Origin of the sequence: Thauera sp. 2A1 (assembly GCF_009469595.2) — a bacterium.
Classification (GTDB): domain Bacteria; phylum Pseudomonadota; class Gammaproteobacteria; order Burkholderiales; family Rhodocyclaceae; genus Thauera.
Window position 1 is genome coordinate 71,980 of the sequence record NZ_SSXV01000014.1, and the last position, 24,690, is coordinate 96,669.

Sequence of the window (24,690 nt, forward strand, 5' to 3'; positions counted from 1 at the left end):
TCACAGTGCATCCAGCATCTGCTGGGTCACCAGCACGACGCCGCCTTCGGTGCGATGGAAGCGCTGCGCGTCGAGCTCCGCGTCCTCGCCGATGACCAGGCCTTCGGGGATCTTGCAGCCGCGGTCGATCACCACGCGGCTGAGCCGGCAGTGCCGGTTGATCTGCACGTCGGGCAGCACCACCGCCTGGTCGATCTCGCTGAAGGAGCGCACCAGGATGTTGGAGAACAGCACCGAGTTGCGCACCACCGAGCCCGACACGATGCAGCCGGCCGACACCAGCGCGTTGATCGCCTCGCCGCGGCGCCCCTCCTGGTCATGCACGAACTTGGCGGGCGGCAGTTGCTCCTGGTAGGTCCAGATCGGCCAGTCCTTGTCGTACATGTTCAAGGCCGGTGTGGTCGAGGCGAGGTCGAGGTTGGCCGCCCAGTAGGCATCCACCGTGCCGACGTCGCGCCAGTAGGGCCCGGAGAAAGGCGGCGTGGCGATGGCCGACATCGAGAAGGGGTGCGCCTGCGCCTGCTGCTCGGCCACCGCGCGCGGAATGATGTCCTTGCCGAAATCGTGGCTGGAGTGCGGGTTCTTCGCGTCATCCTCGAGCAGGCGGTAGAGATAGTCGGCGTTGAATACGTAGATGCCCATGCTGGCCAGCGACATCTCCGGGTTGCCCGGCATCGGCGGCGGGTCGGCGGGCTTCTCGACGAAGGCGGTGATGTGGCGCTGCGCGTCGATCGCCATGACGCCGAAGGCGCTCGCTTCGCTGCGCGTCACCTCGATGCAGCCCACCGTGACATTGCGGCCGCTGGCGGCGTGGTCGGCGAGCATGACGAGGTAGTCCATCTTGTATACGTGGTCGCCGGCCAGGATCACGATGTACTCGGGGGGCCGCGTATTGGTGCGGATGATGTCGAGGTTCTGGAAGACGGCATCCGCCGTGCCCTGGTACCAGTGCTCCTCGTCGATGCGTTGCTGTGCGGGCAGCAGGTCGAGGAACTCGTTCATCTCGTTGCGCAGGAAGCTCCAGCCGCGTTGCAGGTGGCGCAGCAGCGAGTGGCTCTTGTACTGGGTGATGACGCCCATGCGGCGGATGCCCGAGTTCAGGCAGTTCGACAGCGCGAAGTCGATGATGCGGAACTTGCCGCCGAAATGAACCGCCGGCTTGGCTCGGACGTTGGTGAGGTCGCGCAGCCGCGAGCCGCGGCCGCCGGCCAGCACGAGCGCGATCGAGCGCCGCGCCAGGGCGCGGCCGCCGTCTGCACTGTTGCCTTTGATGTGCATGATGCTTTCTCCGTATCCAGATCCGGTGTGCGGTGCTTGGGCTGTGGGCCGGCGCGGTTCAGGTGATGACGGTGGGGGCCTGCTTGCCGGTGTGCGCGCGAATGCCGGCCACCGCTTCCGCCGCCGCGATCAGCGCGGCGAGCGCCTGCTGGGTGGGCTGGTCGTGGCGCGACGCATCGGCCTCGAAGCGCTCCAGATACACGCGCAGCGTGGCGCCTTCGGTGCCGGTGCCCGACAGGCGGAACACCACCCGGCTGCCGCCTTCGAACAACAGGCGCACACCTTGGCGGGTGCTCACCGAGCCGTCGACCGGGTCGGTGTAGGCGAAATCGTCAGCGCTGCCGATGCGCAGCGTGGCACCGTCCGGCGACGGGAACTCGCGCCCGGAGAGCCCGGGCAGCTTGTCGCGCAACGCCGCCATCAGCGCATCGGCGCGTTCGGTGGCGATGCCTTCCCAGTCGTGGCGCGAGTAGTAGTGGCGGCCGAAGCCTGCCCAGTGGCGCCGCACCAGCGCCTCCACCGACAGGCCGGTGGCCGCCTGCAGGTTGAGCCAGAACAGGATGGCCCACAGGCCGTCCTTCTCGCGCACGTGGCTGGAGCCGGTGCCGTAGCTCTCCTCCCCGCACAGCGTGGCGCGGCCGGCGTCGAGCAGGTTGCCGAAGAATTTCCAGCCGGTGGGCGTCTCGAAGCAGGCGATGCCCAGCGCCTTGGCCACCGCATCGGCGGCGCAGGAGGTGGGCATGGAGCGCGCGATGCCGGCCAGCCCGGCCTTGTAGCCTGGCACCAGCGTGGCGTTGGCTGCGAGCACCGCGAGGCTGTCCGAAGGCGTCACGACGAAGTCGCGGCCCAGGATCATGTTGCGATCTGCATCGCCGTCGGAGGCGGCGCCGAAGTCGGGCGCCGCAGGGCCGCTCATCGCGGCGATCAGCTCGGTGGCATGCGCCGGATTGGGGTCGGGGTGATGGCCGCCGAAATCTTCGCGCGGTTCGCCATTGACCACCGTGCCGGCCGGCGCGCCGAGCATGCCTTCGAAGATGGCACGGGCGTAGGGGCCGCCCACTGCGCACATCGCGTCGTAGCGCATGCGATGGCCGGCGGCGAACCACGCGCGCATCGTCTCGAAGTCGAAGAGCTGCTGCATCAGCTCGGCGTAGTCGGCGACCGGATCGATCACCTCCACCTGCATGTCGCCCAGGCTGCCGGCGCCGAGGCGGTCGATGTCGATGTCGGGGGTGTCACCGGCGATGCGATAGCTGTCGATGGCCTGGGTGCGCGCGTAGATGGCCTCGGTCACCTTCTCCGGTGCCGGGCCGCCGTTGCCGATGTTGTACTTGATGCCGAAGTCGCCGTCCGGGCCGCCCGGATTGTGGCTGGCCGACAGGATGATGCCGCCGTAGGCGCCGCGCTTGCGGATCACCGCGCTCACCGCCGGCGTGGACAGCAGCCCGCCGCGGCCGACCAGCACCTTGCCGATGCCGTTGGCCGCGGCCATGCGCAGGATGGTCTGGATCGCGACGCGATTGTGGAAGCGGCCGTCGCCCCCCAGCACCAGGGTCTGGCCGGCGCGGTCGGGCAGGATGTCGAACAGCGACTGCACGAAGTTTTCCAGGTAATGCGGCTGCTGGAACACGTCGACCTTCTTGCGCAGGCCGGAGGTGCCAGGGCGCTGGCCGGCGAAGGGGCGGGTGGCGATGTCGAGGATCTTCATGGTCTGGCCTCATGGGGCGGGAATGGGTTGGCGCGGGCCTCGGCCGGATGGTCCGGCGTCGGCCGCGCGTCGATCAGGATCTGGATGCAGCGCGCCGGGACGGTCCACATCGGCGCGGGCGCGTGGACATGCGAGGCGAGCGTCTCGACCGTGGCGGGCAGGCCGTCAGCGCTGTCGCTGTCGAAGACCATCTGCCAGCGTCCGGGCGGCAGGCGGAAGTCGCGCTCGGCGCCGGGATTGACCAGCAGCAGCACGCCGCAGGCACCTTCGCCGCATTCGTTGGCGGTCGGCGCCTGCAGCCGGATCGCCAGCGCGCGGTCGTTGGCGGCCTGCCAGTCGCTTCCGTGCAGCACATGGCCGTCGGGATGCCACCACAGCACCGGCTGTGGCGTGTGCGGATCGGGGTGGCTGGCGAGCCAGTCGGCCTGGCGCAGCGCCGGGTGTTGCGCGCGCAGGGCGAGCAGGCGTCGCGCGCAGGCGAGCAGGCCGGCGTCGCGCCCGCGCCAGTCCAGCCAGGTGGTGTCGTTGTCCTGGCAGTAGGCGTTGTTGTTGCCTCGCTCGCTGTGGCCGATCTCGTCGCCCGCCAGCAGCATGGGCGTACCCTGGGAAGTCAGCAGGGTGGCTAGCAGGGCGCGCTGCAGGCGGGCGCGCAGCGCATTGACGGCGGCATCGTCGGTCTCGCCCTCGACGCCGCAGTTCCAGGAATTGTTGTGGTGGTGCCCGTCGCGGTTGCCTTCGCCGTTCGCCAGGTTGTGTTTGTGGTCGAAGCTCACCAGGTCGCGCAGCGTGAAGCCGTCGTGCGCAGTGATGAAGTTGACGCTGGCCGTCGGCGCACGCGCCGCGTGGCGGAACTGCGTGCTGGACCCGGCGAAGCGGTGCGCGAATTCGCCGCGATCGCCGCAGCCGCGCAGCCACCAGGCGCGCATCGCGTCGCGATACTGGTCGTTCCACTCCAGCCAGCCTGCCGGAAAGGCGCCGAGCTGGTAGCCGCCGGCGCCGATGTCCCAGGGCTCGGCGATCCATTTCAGCGGTGCCAGCAGCGGGTCGGCCTGCAGCGCGGCGAAGAAGCCCGCGCTGGTGCTGAACGTGCCATGGCCGTCGCGCGCCAGCGTGGCCGCGAGGTCGAAGCGAAAGCCGTCGACGCGGTAGTGTTCCGCCCAGTGCCGCAGCGCGCCGAGCACCAGTTCCACCACCCGCGGTTCGGCCAGGTTCACCGCGTTGCCGCAGCCGGTGAAATCCTGGTAGCGCGACGCCTTGCCCGGCGTGAGGTGGTAATAGCGCGCATTGGCGAGGCCGCGCAGCGACAGCGTCGGTCCGTTGTCGTCGATTTCCGCGGTGTGGTTGAACACCACGTCCAGCAGCACCTCCAGGCCTGCCGCGTGCAGGCCGTCGATCGCGTCGCGCAGTTCCGATTCCGGCGAGGTGCCCGGGCGGCCGCTCCAGTAGCGGGTTTCGGGCGCCAGCCAGGCGATCGGTGCATAGCCCCAGTGGTTGGCAAGGCCGCGGCGCTGCAGCGCGGCCTCGTCGGCGCGGAAATGCAGCGGCAGCAGGTTGAGCGTGGTGATGCCCAGGCTGCGGTAGTGGGCAAGCATCGCCGGATGCGCGAGCGCCGCGTAGCTGCCGCGCAGTTCTGCGGGGATGTCCGGATGCAGCATGGTGAGGCTGCGGACATGGGCTTCGTACAGCACCATGCGCGCGCGCGGGATGCCGGGGCGCGGCGGCCGCGGCGACGGCGCGAGCGGCGCCGGCACGCGCGCCTTCAGCGCAACGGCGGCGTTGTCGCGCTGGTCGGGCTGGTCCGCATCGGCGGCCAGGTGGCCGACGTGCAGCGCGAGTTCGGCCCCGAGCGCGGTGTCGTCGGCAGGCCCCGGTCCCTGTCGCCCATAGCGCCCGACCACCTCGCGCGCCCACGGGTCGAGCAGCAGCTTGGCCGTGTTGAAGCGGTGACCCTGCTGCGGCGCCCAGGGGCCGTGCGCGCGCAGGGCATAGACCAGGCCGGGGCGCGCGTCCGGAAGCCGGCCGTGCCACACGCCCTCGCTGCACGCCGGCAGGCGTTGGCGGGCGAGCTCGTGGCGGCCGGCGTCGTCGAACAGGCACAGGTCGATGGCGGTGGCGTCGGGTGCCCATACGGCGAAGTTGACCCCAGCCTCGCAGAGGGTCGCCCCCAGCGGCCACGGGCGGCCGGGAACCAGCGTCTGCAGCAGCGGGCCGGGCGCGTCCGACATGTCAGTCATCGCATACCAGCATCAGGGTCGCAAGCGGCGGCAGCGTCAGCGCCACCGACTGCGCGCGGCCGTGCCACGCGACGGGTTCGCTGGCGAGCGGCGCGTTGCCGACGCCCGAGCCGCCGTAGATGGCAGCGTCGGTGTTGATGATCTCGCGCCACAGACCGCCCTGCGGCACACCGATACGCCAGCCTGCGCGCACCACCGGCGTCAGGTTGCAGACCACCACCACCGCGCGCCCTGCGGCGTCGCGGCGCTCGAAGGCAATGATCGAATGCGTGGCATCGTCATGGCTGATCCACGCGAAGCCCTCGGGCGAGACGTCGAGCTGGTGCAGCGCCGGATAGTGGCGCATCACCGCGTTGAGATCGCGCACCAGGCGCTGCACGCCGGCATGCGGCGCCTGGTCGAGCAGATGCCAGGGCAGGGCCACGTCCGCGTTCCATTCGTCCCAGGGCGCGAACTCGCAACCCATGAACAGCAGCTTCTTGCCCGGATGCCCCCACATGTAGCCGTAATACGCGCGCAGGTTCGCGAAGCGCTGCCAGTCGTCGCCCGGCATCTTGCGCAGCAGCGAGCCCTTGCCGTGCACCACCTCGTCGTGTGACAGCGGCAGCACGAAGTTCTCGCTGAAGGCATACATCAGCGAGAAGCGGATCTGGTCGTGGTGGTGCTTGCGATGCACCGGGTCGCGCGCGAAATAGGCCAGCGTGTCGTTCATCCAGCCCATGTTCCACTTGTAGTGGAAGCCCAGTCCTCCCCCTTGCAGGTCGGGCGCGGGCGGCCGGGTGACCTGCGGGAAGGCGGTCGATTCTTCCGCGAAGGTGATCGCCTCCGGACGCTGGGTGCCGACGATGTGGTTCATGCGGCGCAGGAACTCGATCGCCTCCAGGTTCTCGCGGCCGCCTTCCCGGTTCGGGATCCATTCGCCGGCCTTGCGGCTGTAGTCGCGATACAGCATCGACGCCACCGCATCCACGCGCAGGCCGTCGATGCCGAAGCGCTCGATCCAGTAAAGCGCGTTACCGATCAGGTAGTTGCGCACCTCGGCGCGGCCGTAGTTGTAGATCAGCGTGTTCCAGTCGTGATGGAAGCCTTCGCGCGGGTCGGCGTGCTCGTACAGGTGCGTGCCGTCGAAGCGGGCGAGGCCGTGCGCGTCGGTGGGGAAGTGGGCGGGTACCCAGTCGAGGATCACACCCAGCCCGGCAGCGCGGGCGGCCTCGACGAAGGCGCGGAATTCCGCCGGGGTGCCGAAGCGCGAGGTGGGCGCGTACAGCCCGGTGGGCTGGTAGCCCCAGGAGCCGTCGAAAGGGTGCTCGTGCACCGGCATCAGCTCGATGTGGGTGAAGCCCAGGTCGCGCACGTAGGGCACGAGCTGCTCGGCCAGCTCGCGATAGCTCAGCCATTCGCCACGTGCATTGCGTCGCCACGAGCCCGGATGCACCTCGTAGATGCTGATCGGCGCGTCGAGCGCATTGGCCCGGCGGCGCGCCTCGTCGCTCGCCAGGCCGGGCAGCAAGCGCTGCACTACCGAGGCGGTCTGCGGCCGCATCTCGGCGCGGAAGGCGAAAGGGTCGGACTTTGTGCGCACTGCCCCGTCGCTGCCGAGGACCTCGAACTTGTACAGATCGCCTTCGCCCACCTCGGGCACGAAGAGTTCCCACACGCCGCATTCGTGGCGCAGCCGCATCGGATGGCGCCGGCCGTCCCAGTTGTTGAATCCGCCCACCACCGACACGCGGCGGGCCGCCGGCGCCCATACGGCGAAGCGCGTGCCGGCGACACCGTCCACCACGTTGAGGTGTGCGCCCAGCCACTCGTAGGGGCGGTGGTGCGTGCCCTCGGCGAGCAGCCACACGTCCAGGTCATGGATCAGCGGCGGAAAACGGTAGGGATCGTCGATGTCCGAGGTGTGGTCGACCGATTCGTCAGGTGTTGCCCATTCGACGCGCAGCCGATATGCGAACGGCTTGCGGCGGCGCGGGATGACGGCGGTGAAGAGCGCGCTGTCCGCCTGGCGCTGGAGGTTCGCCACGCGTCGCGCATGCGCGTCCACCACCGCGACGGTGCGGGCGCCCGGCAGCAGCGCGCGGATGACGACGCCGTCCTGGGTGGAATGCAGACCGAGCACTGAGAACGGGTCGCCGTGCGTGGTCCGCATGAGGGCGTCGAGTGCCCCGGGATCGATCTGCCCGCCGGCGTCAGGGGGAGGGCACGAGGCCTCGGGAGGTGGCTTTGGCATATTGGGGCACCGCTTGAGCGATGGATCAGGGGTGCAGATTCCGGGAGGCAATGTCAGGAGACGTGGGACGTGGTGGTTGCATCTGGCATCGGTTCCAATGTTCGCGCAAATCCGGGCCGATGTGGGGTCTATCGCTTGTGTAGGCGTGCATTATTCGCGTCGACACGCTCGCAGTCCGGCTGCACCTTGCCGCCTGGATCCAGCCCACGGCACATGCCATCCACCCCGCGCGAGGATGCGCACCCTGGCCGCTGATATACTGCGGCCGGATCAAAGACGAAAAGTCGCGCTGCGCCGCATGCCATTCAATATCCCCAACTCCCTGACCTGGGCGCGCATTGCGCTGATTCCGCTGTTCGTCGGCATCTTCTACCTGCCCGAAAGCTGGATGGCGGTGACGCACCGCAACGAGCTCGCGACCCTGTTCTTCGTCGTGGCGGCGGTCACCGACTGGTTCGACGGCTATCTCGCGCGGGCGCTGAAACAGACGTCCGCCTTCGGTGCCTTCCTCGATCCGGTGGCGGACAAGCTGATGGTGGCGGCGGCACTGATCGTGCTTGTCCAGCTTGCGCGCGTGGATGCGATCATCGCGGTGGTGATCATCGGCCGCGAGATCACGATTTCGGCGCTGCGCGAGTGGATGGCCAGGGTGGGGCGCTCGGCCAGCGTCGCCGTCGCCTACGTCGGCAAGCTCAAGACCGCTGCGCAGATGGCCGCCATTCCGCTGCTGCTGTTCGACGCGCCGGTGCTCTCGTTCGACGTGCGCCTGCTCGGCAGCATCCTGATCTACATTGCGGCGGCGCTCACGCTGTGGTCGATGGGCTACTACCTGCATCGCGCGCTGCCCTTGCTGACGCAGCACGATGCCGAGCAATGATCGCTGCTGATCGCATTCCTGGTTGACACCGGTTATTCGCTGTCTATAATTGCGGTCTTTCCCGAGCGGGAATAGCTCAGTTGGTAGAGCGCAACCTTGCCAAGGTTGAGGTCGCGAGTTCGAGACTCGTTTCCCGCTCCACTGTTTTCCGGGTCGAGCGTCAGGCTCGTTCCATCGGCAGGCCGGATTCACCGGCCGCCGGCAAGCAGTTCATGGCGCGATGGCAGAGTGGTTATGCAGCGGCCTGCAAAGCCGTGTACCCCGGTTCGATTCCGAGTCGCGCCTCCAGCAGAAAAAGATAAAGCCCGCCCGCAGCGGGCTTTATCTTTTTCTGGTTTTCCCCACGGGGAGGCGTAGCGCGCGGTTCGTGGCGGTTTGCCGCTTTTCGAGGCGAAATCGTTGACAGCGTGACAAGATCGGCTAAAATGCCGGCTCTTTCCCGAGCGGGAATAGCTCAGTTGGTAGAGCGCAACCTTGCCAAGGTTGAGGTCGCGAGTTCGAGACTCGTTTCCCGCTCCAAGTTTTTCGTGCAGGATGAGCGTGGTATTTCATCCGGCCAGCAGTACAACGCGGGAATAGCTCAGTTGGTAGAGCGCAACCTTGCCAAGGTTGAGGTCGCGAGTTCGAGACTCGTTTCCCGCTCCAGCATCCGAAGCCGGATGAGTGCAAAGCGCTCATCCGGCTTCGTGCTTTTGGGGTCATGCCCATGCAGATCCAGCTCCCCATCGCGCCGCGCGATGTCGTCCTGCCCGATTACGGCGCCGATGGCTTGTACGGGTTTGCGCGCGGGCTGCGCGACTGGCTTCGCGAGCCCGGTGCCGCCTGGCCACAGGCCGGTATCGGCATGGGGGCGCGAACGGTCGTCGTGCTGCTCATCATCGACGGCCTGGGCGACGGTTTCCTGGCGCGCCATGGCAGCGGCTCCACGCTGCTCGCGCACCGCGTTCGCCCCATGAGCTCGGTCTTCCCCAGCACCACCGCCAGCGCCGTCACCTTGCTGCACACCGGCCTGTCGCCGGCCGAGCATGGCCTGAACGGCTGGTTCATCCACGACCGGCGCTTCGGTGGGGTGATCGCGCCGCTACCGCTGCTGCAGCGTGGCAATGGGCCGGTCGATGCTTTTCGCCTGACTTCTCGCCTGTTTCCCTACGACTCGATGTTCCGCGGCGCGCAAAGGCCCGTCACCGTGCTGTCGCCTGCCGACCTCGCCCTGTCGCGCTTTTCCCGGCATCACTCGCGCGGCGCGCGCATCCTGCCCTACAAGGGGCTCGACGAGCTGGGACCGGCAATCCTGCAGGCAGCGGCAGTGTTGCAGGGTGTCGGCGGGCTGGTGCATGCCTACTACCCGGTGTTCGACGCCATCAGCCACGCTTACGGCGCCCATTCCTCACAGGCGCTGTCGGTCTTCGCCCGCATCGATACCCTGTTCGGCGCGCTGAGCGTGGCCCTGCGCGACAGCGGCGCGGTGTTGCTGGCCACTGCCGACCACGGCTTCATCGATGCGCCACCCGAGAAGGTCGTGTCGATCGAACCCGGCTCGGCCGTCGCGCAGATGCTCGCGGCGCCCCTGTTCGGCGAGCGCCGGGCGGCCTTCTGCGCGCTCAGGAAAGGGGCGGAGGGCGAATTCGACGCCTGGGCGGCGACAGAACTGCAAGGCAAGGCCGTGGCGCTGCCGGGCAAGGCGGTGCTCGAGTCGGGGCTGCTGGGGCCGGGCAAGCCCAACAGGCGTCTCCGCGAGCGGGTGGGCGATCGGGTGCTGCTGATGGAGCGCGGCTGGACGCTGGTCGATACGGTGGAAGGTGAGAAGCCGCACGCGATGATCGGCGTGCATGGCGGGCTCAGCGCGGACGAGATGTGGGTGCCGCTGATCCGCTCCGCGCCTTGAACCGGGTGCCGCGTGCAGACGTCGCCGCTGCCGCATGCACGGCTGGCGGCGGTCAGTGCAGGTCTTCCTCCATCGGCGGCACGGGCATCAGCATGATGCCTTCCTCGAGGAGCTCCTCCACCTCCTCGCGCGAGGCGGCGCCGCGGATGTTGCGCGCTTCGATTTCACCTTGATGCATCTTGCGCGCCTCTTCCGGCAGCCGGGCGCCCACGTCCTCGGCCTCGCGCGCCAGCTTGCGCAGCATGGACAGCATGGCGGCAGCCGCTTCCAGTGTCACCGGCGGCGAGGGTTGTGGTGGCGCCGCCGGCATCGTGCGGCTCGCGGCTGGGGTTGCGGATGGCGCGGCATGCGGGGCCGCATGGCGCGTCTGGACGTAGGGGGCGCTGGGTAGGCGGCGTACCGCGTGCGAGGCGCAAGCCGGACATTCGACGAGCCCGCGCGCAAGCTGATCCGCGAAGGCCTCGGCAGAGCCGAACCAGCCTTCGAAACGGTGTTCCTTGTCGCAGCAGAGGTCGAGGACGATCACGGATCAGTTGGCGCCGGCGAAGTACGAACTAGGGACGGGACGAAACGCCATTGAGGGCGTCATTGGGTCGACCGCCGTGATTCGAGATGGTGCCCGGAACGGGGGTCGAACCCGTACAGCCGAAGCCGAGGGATTTTAAGTCCCTTGTGTCTACCAATTTCACCATCCGGGCGGTTTCTGCGTCAGCGTGGCTGCTCCGGCAGCACGATGTTGACCTCGAGCACCTCGTAGTTGTCCTGCTTCTCGAGCTGGACCTTGATGTCGTCCGGGTTCACCGCGACGTACTTCGAGATCACTTCGATCAGCTCGCGCTGCAGCGCAGGCAGGAAGTCGGCCGCCGGGCTGTTGCTGGCGCGCTCGTGCGCGATCAGCAGCGACAGGCGGTTCTTCGCGATCTCTGCCGTCTTCTTCTTTTCGCCGAAGAGGCGGGCGAGGAAGGACATGTCACTTGCCTCCGAAAAGGCGCTTGATCAGGCCGGGCTTCTCGTAGCTGACGAAGCGGAGGGGACGATCTTCGCCGAGGAAGCGGGCGACGACGTCCGCGTAGGCCTCGGCGACGTCCGTGCCCTTGAGGTGGATGGCCGGCATGCCCTGGTTGGAGGCATGCAGCACCGATTCCGATTCGGGAATCACGCCCAGCAGCGGCACGCGCAGCAGCTCCTGCACGTCCTTGTAGGACAGCATCTCGCCGTCCTCGACGCGCTTGGGCGAGTAGCGGGTGACGAGCAGATGCTCCTTGACTGCCTCGTTGCCCTCGCGCGCGCGCTTGGACTTGGACTGCAGGATGCCCAGGATACGGTCGGAGTCGCGCACCGAAGACACTTCAGGGTTGGTGGTGATGATCGCCTCGTCGGCGAAGGTCAGCGCCATCACCGCGCCGCGCTCGATGCCGGCGGGCGAGTCGCACACCACGTAGTCGAAGGCCATGTGCTCGAGCTCCTTCAGCACCGTCTCGACGCCTTCCTCGGTCAGGGCATCCTTGTCGCGCGTCTGCGAGGCGGGGAGCACGAACAGGTTCTCGCAGTGCTTGTCCTTGATCAGTGCCTGGTTCAGGCGCGCTTCGCCATTGATGACGTTGACCAGGTCATACACCACGCGGCGCTCGCAACCCATGATGAGATCGAGATTGCGCAGGCCGACATCGAAGTCGATGACGGCCGTCTTGAACCCCCGCAGGGCGAGCCCCGAGGCAAACGCCGCGCTCGTGGTGGTTTTGCCTACGCCGCCCTTGCCGGACGTTACGACGATGACTCTCACGGTTTCCCCCTGAAGAATTTGTTTTGCTGTCTCAGTCGAGCTGCAGCGATTCGATGGTGAGCGTATGTTCGGTGCCGGTCAGCCGCACCTGGGCGGGCTTGCCGGCGAAGGTGGCGGGAATGCCGCCTTCGAAAGTCCGGTAAACGCCGGCGATCGACACCAGCTCCGGGCCGAAGTTGGTGGCGAGGATGCGTGCGCCGTGGTCGCCCTGGGCGCCGGCGATGGCGCGGCCGCGCAGCGGCCCGTAACAGTGGATGCTGCCGTCGGCGATGATCTCGGCACCGGGGCTGACGCTGCCGATGACGACGAGGTCTGCGCCGCGGGCGTAGAACTGCTGGCCGGAGCGCAGGTTGCGGTCCAGGTACATGGTTGCGGCCCCAGTGGGTGCAACGGGCGGCGCAGCCGCAGGCGCCGCTGCAGGCGCGACGGCCTGCGGCTGGGGCGGCGCCGGCGCGCGGGCGGGCTCGGCGGGGCGGTCACGCAGGATCGCGCTGTCCATCACGGCCAGGCCGGCGCGCTGCGCGTCGGCGGCGAGGCCGTCGGGCAGGCTGCACACGCCGATCGGCTGCAGGCGGTAGCGGCGCATCAGCGACTGCAGGCCGGGCCAGTCGATGCGCTCGGGCCATTGCACGACGGCGGAGAAATCCAGGATCAGCGATTCGCCGTTGAAGAAGTCCGGCATGCCGCCAAGCATCTTGTGCATGTCGTCGGCGAGGGCGGCCGGTTCGACTGCCTGGACCAGCGCAAGTGTGGCGCCGAGCGTCGTGTTGCGGAACTCGATCTGACGGGCGGGCGCGGGTGCGGACATGGGCGGAACGGTCTTCAAAATCAAGGGAGTGTACTGACGAGGGGGCGCCGGGGCAAGCAGCGCGAATGTCACCCCGGAGCGCTCGCTGCTGGCGGGTTCGAGCCCTGATCAATGCAACGTTGGCGGACGAAACAGCGCGTCGACGTCGGCGGTGTCGAAGTGGTAGGTGTGGTTCGACAGGTCGTCGTGGACCACCACTTCGCCGTGTTCGGCGAGCAGGGTACGCACTTCGTCTTCGCCCAGGGCGCGCAGCATGTTCGCGATCTTTTCCGGATCGGCCGGCCAGTCGTGCGTCACCGCGCGCGGCTCGAACACTCGCACCGATTCCTCGGCGAAGAGGCGGCCGAGCAGCGCTTCGGCGGGCAGGCCGAGCAACTCGTCGGCACGCACCGTCTGCGCCAGTTGTTGCACCCGCGACCAGCCGTCGATGTCCTTGAGGTCGGCGCCGGGCAGTTTCTGCACGAACAGCGCTGCCGCCGCGTGCGCGTCGCTGGCCAGCCACAGGCCGGCGGGCTGCTGTTCCGATTGCACCAGGTAGTGCTCGAAGCACTCGGCGATGCTGGCGCCCTCGAGCGGCACCAGGCTCTGGTAGGGCTGGTCGAGGCCTTCGATGTCGAGCGACAGTTGCAGGCGGCCATCGCCCACCAGGTCGGCGAGCGTGCCGCCCTGCGGCGCACCTTCGGCCTTGGCGTAGCCGCGCAGGTTGAGGCTCTCCGAGCAGTCGACGACGAGCAGGCTCACCGGGCCGTGGCCGGTGATCTGGAAAGTGAGGCGCGCGGGCTGTTTCAGGTTGCCGGCGATCACGCTCGACACCGCGCTCATCTCGCCCAGCAGGCGGGCGACGGCCGGTGCGTAGTTGCGGTCGGCCTGCATCGCCTGCCAGACATCGGTGAGATGCACCACCGCGCCGCGGATGTCGAGCTCCTCGAGCAGGAAGCGTTGCACGTAGCTGGTGGGTTTGCGCTCGTTCATGACGTTCATTCCTTGTGCAGGCAGCGCGCGTAAAGATCGGTGTCGAGGCCGATGAGCAGTTGCAGCGCGCCGCCAGGGGCCGACGCGCATTCGATGACCGGCCGGCGGATCAGGCTGGGCTGGGCCTGCATCAGCGCGATCGCGGCGTGCTCGTCGGCGATCGCCTGCTGCTCGGGCGACAGCTTGCGCCAGGTGGTGCCGCGCTTGTTCACCAACGCCTCCCAGCCTGTTTGCGCGCACCAGCGCCGCAGCGTGTCGGCGTCGATGCCGATCTTGCGGTAGTCGTGGAAGCGGTAGGGCACGGCGTTCGCGTCCAGCCAGGCGAAGGCCTTCTTCATCGTGTCGCAGTTCTTGATGCCGTAGATCACGGTGTCCATGTTCGTGCGCACTCCCTTACTTGCCGCGCGCACGCGCGAAGGCTTCGGCGAGCGCGCCGCCGGCTGCCGGGCGGCGCTCGCCCTGCTCGCGACGCGCGCCCGCGCCCGGCGAGCGCTGCGCATCGCGACCAGCGTTGGCGCGCGGGCGGGCGTCGTGACCGCGGGCGTCGCGTGCCGGCTGGCGCGCCGGCTCGTCAGCGAGGCGCATCGTCAGCGCGATGCGGTTGCGCGGGATGTCGACCTCGAGCACCTTCACCTTCACCACCTGGCCCGCTTTCACCACGCTGTGCGGATCCTTCACGAAGGTGGTGGACAGCGCCGAGATATGCACCAGGCCGTCCTGATGCACGCCGATGTCGACGAAGGCACCGAAGTTGGTGACGTTGGTGACCACGCCCTCGAGCAACATGCCCGGCTGCAGATCCTTCAGCGTTTCGATGCCTTCGCGGAAGCTGGCGGTGCGGAACTCGGGCCGCGGGTCGCGGCCGGGTTTCTCGAGTTCGGACAGGATGTCCTGCACCGTGGGCAGGCCGAAGCGTTCGTCGGTGAATTCGGCGGGCTTCAGCGACTTCAGGAAGCCGCCATTGCCCATCAGCTCGCGCACGCTCTTCTTCACGCGGTCCAGGATGCGTTCGACCACCGGATAGGCTTCGGGGTGGACGGAGGAGGCGTCGAGCGGATTGTCGCCGTTCGGGATGCGCAGGAAGCCGGCAGCCTGCTCGAACGTCTTGGGTCCGAGGCGCGGCACGTCCTTGAGCGCCGCGCGGTTGCGGAAGGGGCCGTTGCCGTTGCGGTATTCGACGATATTGGCGGCGAGTGTGGGATTGAGGCCCGAGATGCGCGCCAGCAGCGGCGCAGAGGCCATGTTCACGTCGACGCCGACCGCGTTCACGCAATCCTCCACCACCGCGTCCAGACTCTTCGCCAGGCGGCCCTGGTTCACGTCGTGCTGGTACTGGCCGACACCGATCGACTTGGGATCGATCTTCACCAGCTCAGCCAGCGGATCCTGCAGGCGGCGGGCGATCGACACTGCGCCGCGCAATGACACATCCACATCGGGGAATTCGCGCGCGGCCAGCTCCGAGGCCGAATACACCGAGGCCCCGGCTTCCGACACCACCACCTTGGTGAGCTTGAGCTCGGGGTGGCGCTGCATCAGCTCGGCGGCCAGCGCGTCGGTCTCACGCGAAGCCGTGCCGTTGCCGATGGCGATCAGCTCCACCGCATGCTTCTTCGCCAGCATCGCCAGCGCGGCGAGCGAGGATTCGCGGTCGCGGCGCGGCTCGAAGGGGTAGATGGTGGTGGTGTCGACCAGCTTGCCGGTAGCGTCGACCACCGCCACCTTGACGCCGGTGCGGATGCCGGGATCGAGCCCGATCGTCGGCCGGCTGCCGGCCGGCGCGGCGAGCAGCAGGTCCTTGAGGTTGCGGGCGAAGACGCGGATTGCCTCTTCCTCGGCGCGTTCGCGCAGCTCGTTCATCAGCTCGAGCTCGAGGTGGATGGAGATCTTCACGCTCCAGGTCCAGCGCACGGTGTCGGCCAGCCAGCGGTCGGCGGGGCGGCCCTGGTTGCGGATGCCGAAGCGCGCGGCGATGCGGCCTTCGCAGGGATGCGGCGGAGGCGGGACAGACTCAGCCTCCGGGCGCTCGACGTCCAGCGTCAGGCGCAGTACGCCTTCATTGCGCCCGCGCAGCAGCGCGAGCGCGCGGTGCGAAGGCATCTTCGCGATGGGCTCGCGGAAGTCGAACCAGTCGCGGAATTTCGCACCCTCGTTTTCCTTGCCTTCGATCACCGTCGAACGTACGTCACCATGCTCGTGCAGGTAGTCGCGCAGTTCACCGAGCAGCGTGGCGTCCTCGGCGAACTGCTCCATCAGGATCTGGCGCGCGCCTTCGAGCACGCTCTTCGCGTCCGGGAAACCGGCCTCGGCGTTGAGGAATTTCTCCGCCTCGGTTTCGGGCGTGAGCCTCGGGTCGGCTAGCAGGGCTTCCGCCAGCGGGCCGATGCCGGCCTCGCGTGCGATCTGGGCCTTGGTGCGGCGCTTGGGCTTGTAGGGCAGGTAGAGGTCTTCGAGGCGCTGCTTGGTGTCGGCGTTCTCGATGTCGGCGCGCAGTTCGGGCGTGAGCTTGCCCTGTTCGTCGATGGAGGCGAGCACGGTAGCGCGGCGGTCTTCCAGCTCGCGCAGGTAGCCGAGGCGTTCTTCCAGCGTGCGCAGTTGGGTGTCGTCGAGGCCGCCGGTGACTTCCTTGCGGTAGCGGGCGACGAAGGGCACGGTGGCGCCATCGTCCAGCAGTTGCACGGCGGCGATGACCTGGCGGGGGGAGACGCCGAGCTCTTCGGCGATGCGGTATTCGATGGGAGGCAGCATGGATGCGGTGCGCCCATGGGTGGGCGGTGTTTCAGGGACGGGCCCCGCGATCGGGGGCAGGAAGGGCGGGATGTTGCAGCAAGCGGCCGCGTGGAACAAGTGCGAAGGGCAGCGCCCGCCCGATCGCGGCGGTCGCTGCTCGGAAGGCAGGGGTGCGCTCGCACCCACGCAGGCGCGAACGGTTCAGAGCGCGACCAGTGTCTGCCGCCCCCACCAGCTTGCGCCGGGGTCGAGCTCGATGGGTTGGTGCACCGCCCCGGCTTCCACGCACAGCATGTGGCGGAAGTCGCGGTCGGGCATGTCGGGCAGCGCGGCGCAGCGTTCTTCCCACGGGTTCCACACCACCACGTCGCGGAAGCCGTCCTGGTTGATGCCGAGGCTGCGGTCGCATTCGCGCACCAGCAGCGGGCGCGGCACGTCGCGGTAGATGCGGTCGATCTCGTCTTCGATCAGCAGTACGTCGCCGGAGTCGCGCCGCGTGCGCCCGTCGTCGGTGCTGTCCTCGTAGTCGATGCCGTACAGACCCTCGATGCGGGTTTCCTCGACTTCGCGCAGGCGCAGGTAGGTGTGCAGGGCGGCGGTGAAGGCGAGCGGCTTGTCGTCCTCATTGACGATCTCGAGTTCGAGGTCGAGCCGGCTCTCCTCGATGGCGATCGTCAGTTCGGCGGCGAAGCGGTGCGGCCACAGTGCGCGCGTGTCGGCGGTGTCGGTGCAGCGCAGGGTGACCAGCGCGAAGTCGGTGCCGGTGCGTTCGGCTTGCACCGACCATGGCATCGTCCGCACCAAGCCATGGCGCGGCAGCGGGCCGCGCGCGGCGAACTGCGGGAAGCACACCGGCACGCCGCCACGCACCGCGCTGGCGCCGTCGAACACGGCCTCCCCGCTGAGATACAGGCGCTCGGCGCCGCCGGGCGGCGTCCACGATACGAGCTGGGCGCCCTGCAGCAGCACGATGGCCTTCGCGCCCGCGGCGGTGGCCAGCCGCAGTGCGGGCTGGCCATGGAAGTCGATCGTCTCGATGGCTGCCGGCATCGCGTTCAATCCTGCAGGGTGAGCACGCCGACCTTGATCGTGCTGTCGTCCGGGTCGTTGCTCAGCACGAAGCCCAGCTTTTGCACGAACTTCAGCATGCGCTCGTTGTTGGCGAGGAAGATGCCGTTCATGAACTTGAGGCCACGGTCGCGCGCTGTCTCGATGAGCACGCCCATCAGCTTGCGCGCGAGGCCGCGGTGCTGCCAGTCGTCGACCACCACGACGGCGAATTCGCACGATTCACCGTCGGGATTGACCGCATAGCGACACACGCCGATCTCGCTTTCCCGGCCATCGACGGGGAGCGTGGCGACATAGGCCATCTCGCGATCGTAGTCGATCTGGGTGAGGCGCGCGACCATCGCCGGCGGCATCTCGCGCATCGTGTTCATGAAGCGGTAGTACTTCGTCTCGGGCGACAGCCGGCTCATGAAGTCGACTTCGAGATCGGCATCTTCCGGCTTGATCGGGCGGATCGTCACCGTGGTGCCGTCGGGCACCGTCCACGTGCTCACCAGGTGCTGCGGGTAGGGGTGGATCGCCATGTGGTCGTAGCGATCCGCGGTGGGCGAGATGTTCTCTACCTTGATGCGGGCATCGACCGCCACCGCGCCGTTCTCGTCGACGATCAGCGGGTTGATCTCCAATTCGGTGATCCACGGCAGCTCGCAGACCATTTCCGACACGCGCAGCAGCACCAATTCCAGCGCCTCCATATCCACCGCCGGCATGTTGCGGAACTCGCCCAGGCGGGACGCGATGCGGGTGGAGCGGATCATGTCGCTGACCAGGAAGCTGTTCAGCGGCGGCAGTGCGATGGCGACCTCGGGGTTGGCGTCGACGTTGTTGCCGCCCTCGCCGAAGGTGATGACCGGGCCGAAAGCCGGGTCGCGGCGGACGCCGACGACCAGCTCGCGGCCGTTGCGCTTCTGGATCATCGGTTCGATGGCAATGCCGTTGATGGCGGCGTCCGGCTGCGCCTTCTTCACCTCGTCGATGATCTCCTGATAGGTGGAGCGCACTGCAGCCAGGCTGCGGATATTCAGGCGCACTCCGCCCACGTCCGACTTGTGGGTGATGGCTGGCGAATCGATCTTCATCACCACCGGCAGGCCGATCTCCGCGGCAAGGACCATGGCTTCGGCCGCCGAGCGCGCGACCACCGTCTGCGCGATGGGGATGCGGAAGGCGGCCAGCAGCGCCTTCGACTCCATCTCGTTGAGCTTCTTGCGATGATCGCCGAGCGCCATTTCGATCACCAGCCGCGCGCTTTCGATGGATGGCGGCGACAGGTGCGACAGCGAGGCCGGCGTCTGCATCAGCAGCTTCTGGTTGCGGTAATAGGCCGAGATGTGGCTCATCAGCTCCACCGCCGGCTCCGGGGTGCGGAAGGTGGGGATGCCAGCCTCGATGAACCGGGTGCGGCCTTCGGCGACGAGTTCCTCGCCCATCCAGCAGGTGACCACCGGCTTGTCGGCCTTCTTCTCGAGTTCGATGATCGCCTCGGCGACACCGGTCGGGTTGGTCATCGACTGCGGCGTCAGCATCACCAGCACGCCGTCGACGTTCGGCCCCTCGAGCACTGCCTGCACTGCCTTGCGGTAGCGCTCGGGGTCGGCATCACCAAGGATGTCGGCCGGGTTGCCGTGGGACCAGCTCGGCGGCAGCACTGCATTGAGCTTCTCCATCGTGCTGTCGGAGAACTCGGCGAGCGGAATGCCGATATCCACCGCGCGATCGGCTGCCATCACGCCCGGGCCACCGCCATTGGTGATGATCGCGAGCCGGTTGCCGCGTGGGCGGAACTGCGTGAACAGCGCGTTGGCGGCGGCGAAGAGCTGGCCCATGTTGTACAGCCGGATCACGCCGGCGCGGCGCAGCGCGGCGTCGAAGACCGCGTCGTCGCCGAAGGACGAGGCCGAGTGCGACAGCACCGCGCGCGACACGTCCGGGTGGCGCCCGGCCTTTATCAGCAGCACCGGCTTGACGCGGGCGGCACCGCGCAGCGCGCTCATGAAGCGGCGCGCGTCGCGCACGCCTTCCACGTACAGGAAGATGCTTTCGGTGCGCGGGTCGGAAATCATGAAATCGAGCACTTCGCCGAAATGGATGTCCGACGAGGTGCCAAGCGAAACGACGGCGGAAAAGCCGACGTTGTTCGGCTTGGCCCAGTCCAGGATCGCGGCGCACAGTGCGCCGGACTGCGAGATCAGGCCGATCGTGCCCTTCACGGCGCCGGCATGGGCGAAGGTGGCGTTGAGGCCGAGCTGCGGCCGGATCGCGCCGAAACAGTTGGGGCCGAGCAGGCGGATGCGGTGCCGACGCGCCGCGTCCATGACCTGGCGCTCGAGCAGGGCGCCTCTCGGCCCGGCCTCCGAGAAGCCGGCCGACAGCACGATGACGGCCTTCACGCCGGCGCGCCCGCAGGCATCGACGACGGCCGGCGTCTTCTCTGCCGGGATGGCGATCACCGCCAGGTCCAGGCGTTGTGGCACTTCCTCGATCGACTTGAAGCACGGCACGCCGTGCACGTGCTCGTATTTGGGATTGATGGCGAACAGCTTGCCCTTGTAGCCGGCGGCCAGCATGTTGCGGATGAGCACATCGCCCAGCGAGGATTCGCGTTCGCTCGCGCCGATGATGCCGACGGAGGCAGGTTCGAGCAGCGGAGAGAGGTAGTGCTTTTCGTTCATGGTGTGGCCCCGCGAGGGTTTGTTATTGCCGGTGGCGATCGTGTCGCCTGAAGCGTCATTCAGGGTCGGGAAATTATACTGCGCTGCACAAGCGCGCCACGGCGAGTTTTATTGCCAGTGCGACATTCAGCGCGGCGGATTGCCTGCGGCGGGCGGCATTTCGCTTCAATGTCCCAAGGTGAAACGAAAACGCGCGCCACCGCCGGGACGCGAATCCACCCAGATCGAACCGCCGTGACGCTCCAGGACGCGCTGCACGGTGGCGAGGCCGATGCCGGTGCCGGGAAAGTCGGTCGACTTGTGCAGCCGCTGGAACGGACGGAAGAGCTGGCCGACATGGGCCATGTCGAGGCCGACGCCATTGTCTTCCACATGGAAGATCACCCGATTGCCTTCGTGTGTCGCGCCGAGGGCGATGCGCGCCACCGATTCGCGCGCAGTGAATTTCCAGGCATTGCGCAGCAGGTTCTCCAGCACGGTGTGCATCAGCACCTTGTCGGCACTGACGACGAGACCGCGCGTGATTTCGACCTCGGCGAGCCGTGCGGGCTCCTCAGCGCGCAGTTCGTCGATGATGGGCAGCGCCAGTTCGGACAAGTCGAAGGTCTCCCTGTTCAATGGCTGGCGGGCGAGCGTGGCGAGCCTGATCAGTGCGTCGATCAGATTGGCCATGCGCTCGCAGGCCTTGCGGATTCGCCCGAGGTGGTCGCGGCTCGTGTCGTCCAGGCGGTCCGCCAGGTCGTCCTCCAGGATGTGGGCGAAGCCGTCGATGGCCCGCAGCGGTGCGCGCAGGTCGTGCGACACCGAATAGGAGAATGCCTCGAGTTCGCGGTTCGAGGCTTCCAGCTCCGCCGTGCGCGCGCGCACCCGGGATTCGAGCTCCTGGTTGAGGTTGCGCAGCGTCAGCTCGGCGACCTTGCGCGCCGAGATGTCATCGATGATGCCGGTGAGGCTGGGTTCATCGCCGGTCTCGTCGTCGATGACCCGGCCGGCGAGCTCGGCCCAGCGCATTTCGCCCTCGCGCGTGCGCAGGCGCAACTGGCAGGTGCAGGCGCGCGCATCGCCGCGCATGATCGCGGCGAATCGCTCGCGTGCCGTGTCGCGGTCGTCAGGGTGCAGGAAGTCGATCAACGGCCGCCCCAGGCTGTGCGCGACGTCGAAGCCCGACAGGCGTTTCCAGGCCGAATTGAGGAAGACCAGCCTGCCTGAACCGTCCACGCGGAAGATGACGCTGCTGACCGACTCCACCATCTGCCGGTAGCGCTCCTGGCTGTCCTGCAGGGCGCGGTTGAGCGTGCGCAGGCTGTGGGCCTCGATCGCGGCCTCGTCATCGGTGCCGCTGGGGGGGGAGATGGCGGGCGAATGGGCGGGCGAATGGGCGGACACGCGTGCCGCGGCACGCCGGCCCGTGAAAAAGCCCAGCACGGCAACGACAGGCAGCGCGGCGAGGGCGAGTGGGGCGATGTCCGGGCTCAGCATGACATGCTTGGGCGGATGTTCCGCCCGGGCAGGAGGATGAAGAAGACGACGGCGTGCTCAGACATGCGGGAATCTAGCACATCCACACATTTCGACGCCCGCTCAATAGAATGAGCGGAATGAGCGCTGCCGCAAGGCCCGCGTCCACCTCGGTTCGTGGTCGTGGCGCCGTGATCTGCCCTGTGCGTCCACCCTCTTGCCACCATCGCACCCATATGGGACGAGCTCCAATGCATGCAAGCCTGGCTTCCCCTTCGCCCTGGGTCACTCGTTTTGCGCCGCTGATCGCCGCCGGCGGTGAAGTGCTCGACTACGCCTGTGGCGGTGGCCGGCATGCGCGCTGGCTGGCGCAGCGCGGATTCCGGGTGGAGGCGGTGGATCGCGACGGCGTGGCGCTGGAACTGCTGCAGGGCGTGCCGCATGTGCATACCCGCCACGCCGATCTCGAACATGGCGTGTGGCCCTACGGCGGCCGACGCTTCGACGCGGTGGTCGTCACCAACTACCTGTTTCGCCCGCGCCTGGCGCCCCTGCTCGAACTGGTGTCGCTCGGTGGTGTGCTGATCTACGAGACCTTCATGCTGGGCAACGAGCGCTTTGGCAAGCCGAGCAACCCGGATTTTCTGCTTGCGCCGGGCGAGATGCTGCAACGCCTGGCCGAGGGCTGGAGCATTGTCGCCTTCGAGCAGGGCGAGGTGCGCGAACCGCGACCTGCAGTGGTGCAGCGCGTGTGCGCGATCAAGGGCGGCGGCCAGGTGGGCGTGCTGCCCTGAGCATTCAGCGGTGGTGCGTGCCGTGACGCATGGCAATTACAACGTGACGTCGAGGATGCGGGCAGCCAGCGCGTCGATGCCCTGCGGCGACAGGTCGTCGGTGTCGATGCGTGGCGCCGTGGGAAAGCCGGCGTAGTTGCTGTTCTGCGAGCGCCGGTACAGCGGGTCGTAGTGCTTGTCGATGAACTCGGCGAAGAGTTCGGGCAGGGCGTGGGCAGTGGCCAGCTCCTTCCAGCGTGCGATGGTGTCGCGGCTCTGCAGGTCGGCCAGGTGGTCGATGCTGCGGTGCAGGCGGGCGATGTCGTCGCCGAGGTAGGCATAGTCGCGCACGAGGAACTCCAGCCGGGCATCGCGGCTGGCATCGATGGCAATGCAGGGCGCGCGGCGCATCGCCAGGATCAGCGGTTCGGGCACGAACACGCGGCCGATCTTGCGGCTCTCGGCTTCGACGAAAACCGGCCGGGTGGCATCGAAGCGCAGCAGCTTCATGCAGATCGAGGTTTCGAAGGACTTCTGTGGCGGCTGGCCGCGATCGGGCAGTGAGCCCAGCACCGAGCCCTTGTGCGCGGCCAGGTCTTCCAGATCGAGCACCTGCGCGCCCAGGCGGGCGAGGGCTTCCAGTACCCGCGTCTTGCCGCTGCCGGTGGGCCCGCAGACGACGCGGAAGGGCAGGGCAGGCGACAGGCGCTCGAGCTCGGCGATGACGTGGTGGCGGAAGGCCTTGTAGCCGCCCTCGAGCTGGCAGGCGTCCCAGCCCACCATGCGCAGCCAGGTGGCGAACGAGCCGCTGCGCTGGCCGCCGCGCCAGCAGTAGATCAGCGGCCGCCAGTTCTTCGGTTTGTCGCTCAGCGGGTCCAGCATGTGGCGGGCGATGTTCTCGGCCACCAGCGCGCCGCCCAGCCGCCGCGCCTCGAAGGCCGAGCGTTGCTTGTAGATCGTGCCGACGATGACGCGCTGCTCGTTGTCGAGCACCGGCAGGTTGATCGCGCCAGGGATCCTGTCCTCGGCGAACTCCAGCGGCGTGCGCGCATCGATGATCTCGTCAAACTCGTGGAGCTGTGCTACGGTCGCGACGCCTTTTCTCATCATTTTCTCGCGCTGGGCGAATCGCCTGCCCCGGCGCGTTTCCTCGCTCATGGATCAAATCAAACTGACGCAATTCTCCCATGGCGGCGGATGCGGCTGCAAAATCGCGCCGGGCGTGCTCACGGAGCTGCTCGCCACCATGCCTGCCGGCCTCATGCCCCCCGACCTGCTCGTCGGCACCGATACCGCTGACGACGCGGCAGTCTATCGGCTCAACGAGCGCCAGGCCATCGTCGCCACCACCGACTTCTTCACGCCGATCGTGGACGACCCATACGACTTCGGCCGCATCGCCGCGACCAACGCGCTGTCGGACGTGTACGCGATGGGCGGCACGCCGCTGTTCGCGCTCGCGGTGGTCGGCATGCCGCTCGACAAGCTGCCGCCGGCGGTGATCGGCCGCATCCTGCAGGGCGGTGCCGAGGTCTGCCGCGCGGCGGGCATTCCGGTGGCGGGCGGACACTCGATCGACGTGCTCGAGCCGATCTACGGCCTTGTCGGCCTCGGCGTGGTCGATCCAGCCAAGGTCAAGACCAACGCCGGCGCGCGGCCGGGCGATGTCCTGATCCTGAGCAAGCCGCTGGGCATCGGCATCCTCTCCGCGGGGCTCAAGAAAGGCCTGCTTTCGGCCGAGGGCTACGCCGAGATGCTGCGCTGGACGACGACGCTGAACCGCGCCGGCGCGCTGCTGGCGGACATCGACGCGGTGCATGCGGTGACCGACGTCACTGGTTTTGGCCTCGCCGGCCATCTGCTGGAGATGTGCCGCGGTGCCCGCCTCGAGGCCACGGTGCGCTTCGCCGACCTGCCGCTGATCGCGGAAGCGGAACGGCTGGTGCGCGACGGCGTCGCCACCGGCGCGTCCGCGCGCAACTGGGCAAGCTACGGTACCTCGGTGAGCCTGCCGGCGGACGCGCCCGAATGGCAGCGCAAGCTCGTCACCGATCCGCAGACGTCGGGCGGCCTTCTGATCGCCTGCGCGCCGGAAGCGGTGCAGGCCGTGCAGGCAGCGATCCGCAGCGTGCAGGGCGAAGCGGGAACGGTGGTCGGCAGCATGGCGGCCGGCGAGCCTCGCGTCCGCGTCGTCTGACGAGGCTGCGG

19 protein-coding genes and 5 tRNA genes are annotated in these 24,690 nt (G+C 68.1%); 8 read left to right on the forward strand and 16 right to left on the reverse strand.

The genetic code is table 11. The annotated features are described in order from the left end of the window. Genes glgC through glgB form a run of 4 tightly spaced genes read right to left on the reverse strand, consistent with a single transcriptional unit; the run spans position 1 to position 7,372 of the window. Positions 1 to 1,278 carry a glucose-1-phosphate adenylyltransferase gene (gene glgC, locus GH664_RS13765; RefSeq protein WP_153168653.1) on the reverse strand — a complete coding sequence of 426 codons (1,278 nt, stop codon included), beginning with the start codon at positions 1,276 to 1,278 and terminating at the stop codon, positions 1 to 3. Positions 1,279 to 1,336: 58 nt separating this feature from the next. Further along, a complete protein-coding gene (locus tag GH664_RS13770; protein WP_153168654.1) occupies positions 1,337 to 2,986 on the reverse strand; it encodes an alpha-D-glucose phosphate-specific phosphoglucomutase in 1,650 nt (549 codons plus the stop codon). After that, positions 2,983 to 5,220: a glycogen debranching protein GlgX gene (gene glgX, locus GH664_RS13775; RefSeq protein WP_228111515.1), complete on the reverse strand. Its 2,238-nt coding sequence runs from the start codon at positions 5,218 to 5,220 to the stop codon at positions 2,983 to 2,985. Before glgX ends, GH664_RS13770 begins: the two co-directional genes overlap by 4 nt. Beyond that, on the reverse strand, positions 5,213 to 7,372 hold the full coding sequence (gene glgB, locus GH664_RS13780; protein ID WP_228111516.1) for a 1,4-alpha-glucan branching protein GlgB: 2,160 nt from the start codon (positions 7,370 to 7,372) through the stop codon (positions 5,213 to 5,215). Before glgB ends, glgX begins: the two co-directional genes overlap by 8 nt. Positions 7,373 to 7,751: 379 nt before the next feature. Between glgB and pgsA the strand changes: the two genes are divergently transcribed. The 6 genes from pgsA to GH664_RS13810 all read left to right on the forward strand — a co-directional run bounded on the left by pgsA (position 7,752) and on the right by GH664_RS13810 (position 10,215). After that, positions 7,752 to 8,330, forward strand: a complete 579-nt coding sequence (gene pgsA / locus GH664_RS13785) for a CDP-diacylglycerol--glycerol-3-phosphate 3-phosphatidyltransferase (protein WP_153168656.1) — start codon at positions 7,752 to 7,754, stop codon at positions 8,328 to 8,330. A gap of 65 nt (positions 8,331 to 8,395) precedes the next feature. Then, a tRNA-Gly gene (locus GH664_RS13790) sits at positions 8,396 to 8,471 on the forward strand. A gap of 73 nt (positions 8,472 to 8,544) precedes the next feature. Continuing rightward, positions 8,545 to 8,618 (forward strand) — tRNA-Cys (locus tag GH664_RS13795). Between the two features lie 155 nt (positions 8,619 to 8,773). After that, a tRNA-Gly gene (locus GH664_RS13800) sits at positions 8,774 to 8,849 on the forward strand. Between the two features lie 50 nt (positions 8,850 to 8,899). Next, a tRNA-Gly gene (locus tag GH664_RS13805) sits at positions 8,900 to 8,975 on the forward strand. Between the two features lie 61 nt (positions 8,976 to 9,036). Next, on the forward strand, positions 9,037 to 10,215 hold the full coding sequence (locus tag GH664_RS13810) for an alkaline phosphatase family protein (protein WP_308445456.1): 1,179 nt from the start codon (positions 9,037 to 9,039) through the stop codon (positions 10,213 to 10,215). 52 nt (positions 10,216 to 10,267) lie between these two features. Here GH664_RS13810 and GH664_RS13815 read toward each other — a convergent pair whose 3' ends face one another. From GH664_RS13815 to GH664_RS13865, 11 genes are all read right to left on the reverse strand, one after another. Beyond that, a complete protein-coding gene (locus GH664_RS13815; RefSeq protein ID WP_153168658.1) occupies positions 10,268 to 10,741 on the reverse strand; it encodes a DUF1178 family protein in 474 nt (157 codons plus the stop codon). Between the two features lie 87 nt (positions 10,742 to 10,828). Continuing rightward, positions 10,829 to 10,913 (reverse strand) — tRNA-Leu (locus tag GH664_RS13820). 10 nt (positions 10,914 to 10,923) lie between these two features. Next, positions 10,924 to 11,184: a cell division topological specificity factor MinE gene (minE, locus tag GH664_RS13825; protein WP_153168659.1), complete on the reverse strand. Its 261-nt coding sequence runs from the start codon at positions 11,182 to 11,184 to the stop codon at positions 10,924 to 10,926. A gap of 1 nt (position 11,185) precedes the next feature. Beyond that, complete coding sequence (gene minD / locus GH664_RS13830) at positions 11,186 to 11,998, reverse strand: septum site-determining protein MinD (protein ID WP_153168660.1); 813 nt, start codon at positions 11,996 to 11,998, stop codon at positions 11,186 to 11,188. Between the two features lie 31 nt (positions 11,999 to 12,029). Next, the gene (gene minC, locus GH664_RS13835) at positions 12,030 to 12,806 is read right to left on the reverse strand and encodes a septum site-determining protein MinC (protein WP_153168661.1); all 777 of its coding nucleotides are present in this window, start codon (positions 12,804 to 12,806) and stop codon (positions 12,030 to 12,032) included. Between the two features lie 108 nt (positions 12,807 to 12,914). After that, positions 12,915 to 13,778, reverse strand: coding sequence for an Hsp33 family molecular chaperone HslO (locus GH664_RS13840; RefSeq protein ID WP_153168662.1), 864 nt, complete (start codon positions 13,776 to 13,778; stop codon positions 12,915 to 12,917). Positions 13,779 to 13,783: 5 nt separating this feature from the next. Further along, a complete protein-coding gene (locus tag GH664_RS13845) occupies positions 13,784 to 14,155 on the reverse strand; it encodes an ArsC family reductase (protein ID WP_153168663.1) in 372 nt (123 codons plus the stop codon). A gap of 16 nt (positions 14,156 to 14,171) precedes the next feature. After that, complete coding sequence (locus tag GH664_RS13850) at positions 14,172 to 16,526, reverse strand: Tex family protein (RefSeq protein WP_153168664.1); 2,355 nt, start codon at positions 16,524 to 16,526, stop codon at positions 14,172 to 14,174. 183 nt (positions 16,527 to 16,709) lie between these two features. Further along, on the reverse strand, positions 16,710 to 17,558 hold the full coding sequence (locus GH664_RS13855) for a D-hexose-6-phosphate mutarotase (RefSeq protein ID WP_153168665.1): 849 nt from the start codon (positions 17,556 to 17,558) through the stop codon (positions 16,710 to 16,712). A gap of 5 nt (positions 17,559 to 17,563) precedes the next feature. After that, complete coding sequence (locus GH664_RS13860; protein ID WP_153168666.1) at positions 17,564 to 20,251, reverse strand: bifunctional acetate--CoA ligase family protein/GNAT family N-acetyltransferase; 2,688 nt, start codon at positions 20,249 to 20,251, stop codon at positions 17,564 to 17,566. 165 nt (positions 20,252 to 20,416) lie between these two features. Further along, positions 20,417 to 21,730 carry an ATP-binding protein gene (locus GH664_RS13865; RefSeq protein ID WP_153168667.1) on the reverse strand — a complete coding sequence of 438 codons (1,314 nt, stop codon included), beginning with the start codon at positions 21,728 to 21,730 and terminating at the stop codon, positions 20,417 to 20,419. A gap of 230 nt (positions 21,731 to 21,960) precedes the next feature. On the opposite strand from GH664_RS13865, the gene GH664_RS13870 reads away from it, so the two are divergent. Further along, a complete protein-coding gene (locus GH664_RS13870; protein WP_153168668.1) occupies positions 21,961 to 22,503 on the forward strand; it encodes a bifunctional 2-polyprenyl-6-hydroxyphenol methylase/3-demethylubiquinol 3-O-methyltransferase UbiG in 543 nt (180 codons plus the stop codon). Between the two features lie 36 nt (positions 22,504 to 22,539). On the opposite strand, the gene mnmH is transcribed toward GH664_RS13870, so the two are convergent. Next, positions 22,540 to 23,589, reverse strand: a complete 1,050-nt coding sequence (gene mnmH, locus GH664_RS13875; RefSeq protein ID WP_153168669.1) for a tRNA 2-selenouridine(34) synthase MnmH — start codon at positions 23,587 to 23,589, stop codon at positions 22,540 to 22,542. A gap of 49 nt (positions 23,590 to 23,638) precedes the next feature. Here mnmH and selD point away from each other — a divergent pair, with 49 nt between their 5' ends. Then, a complete protein-coding gene (gene selD / locus GH664_RS13880) occupies positions 23,639 to 24,679 on the forward strand; it encodes a selenide, water dikinase SelD (RefSeq protein WP_153168670.1) in 1,041 nt (346 codons plus the stop codon). Positions 24,680 to 24,690 lie beyond the last annotated feature (11 nt).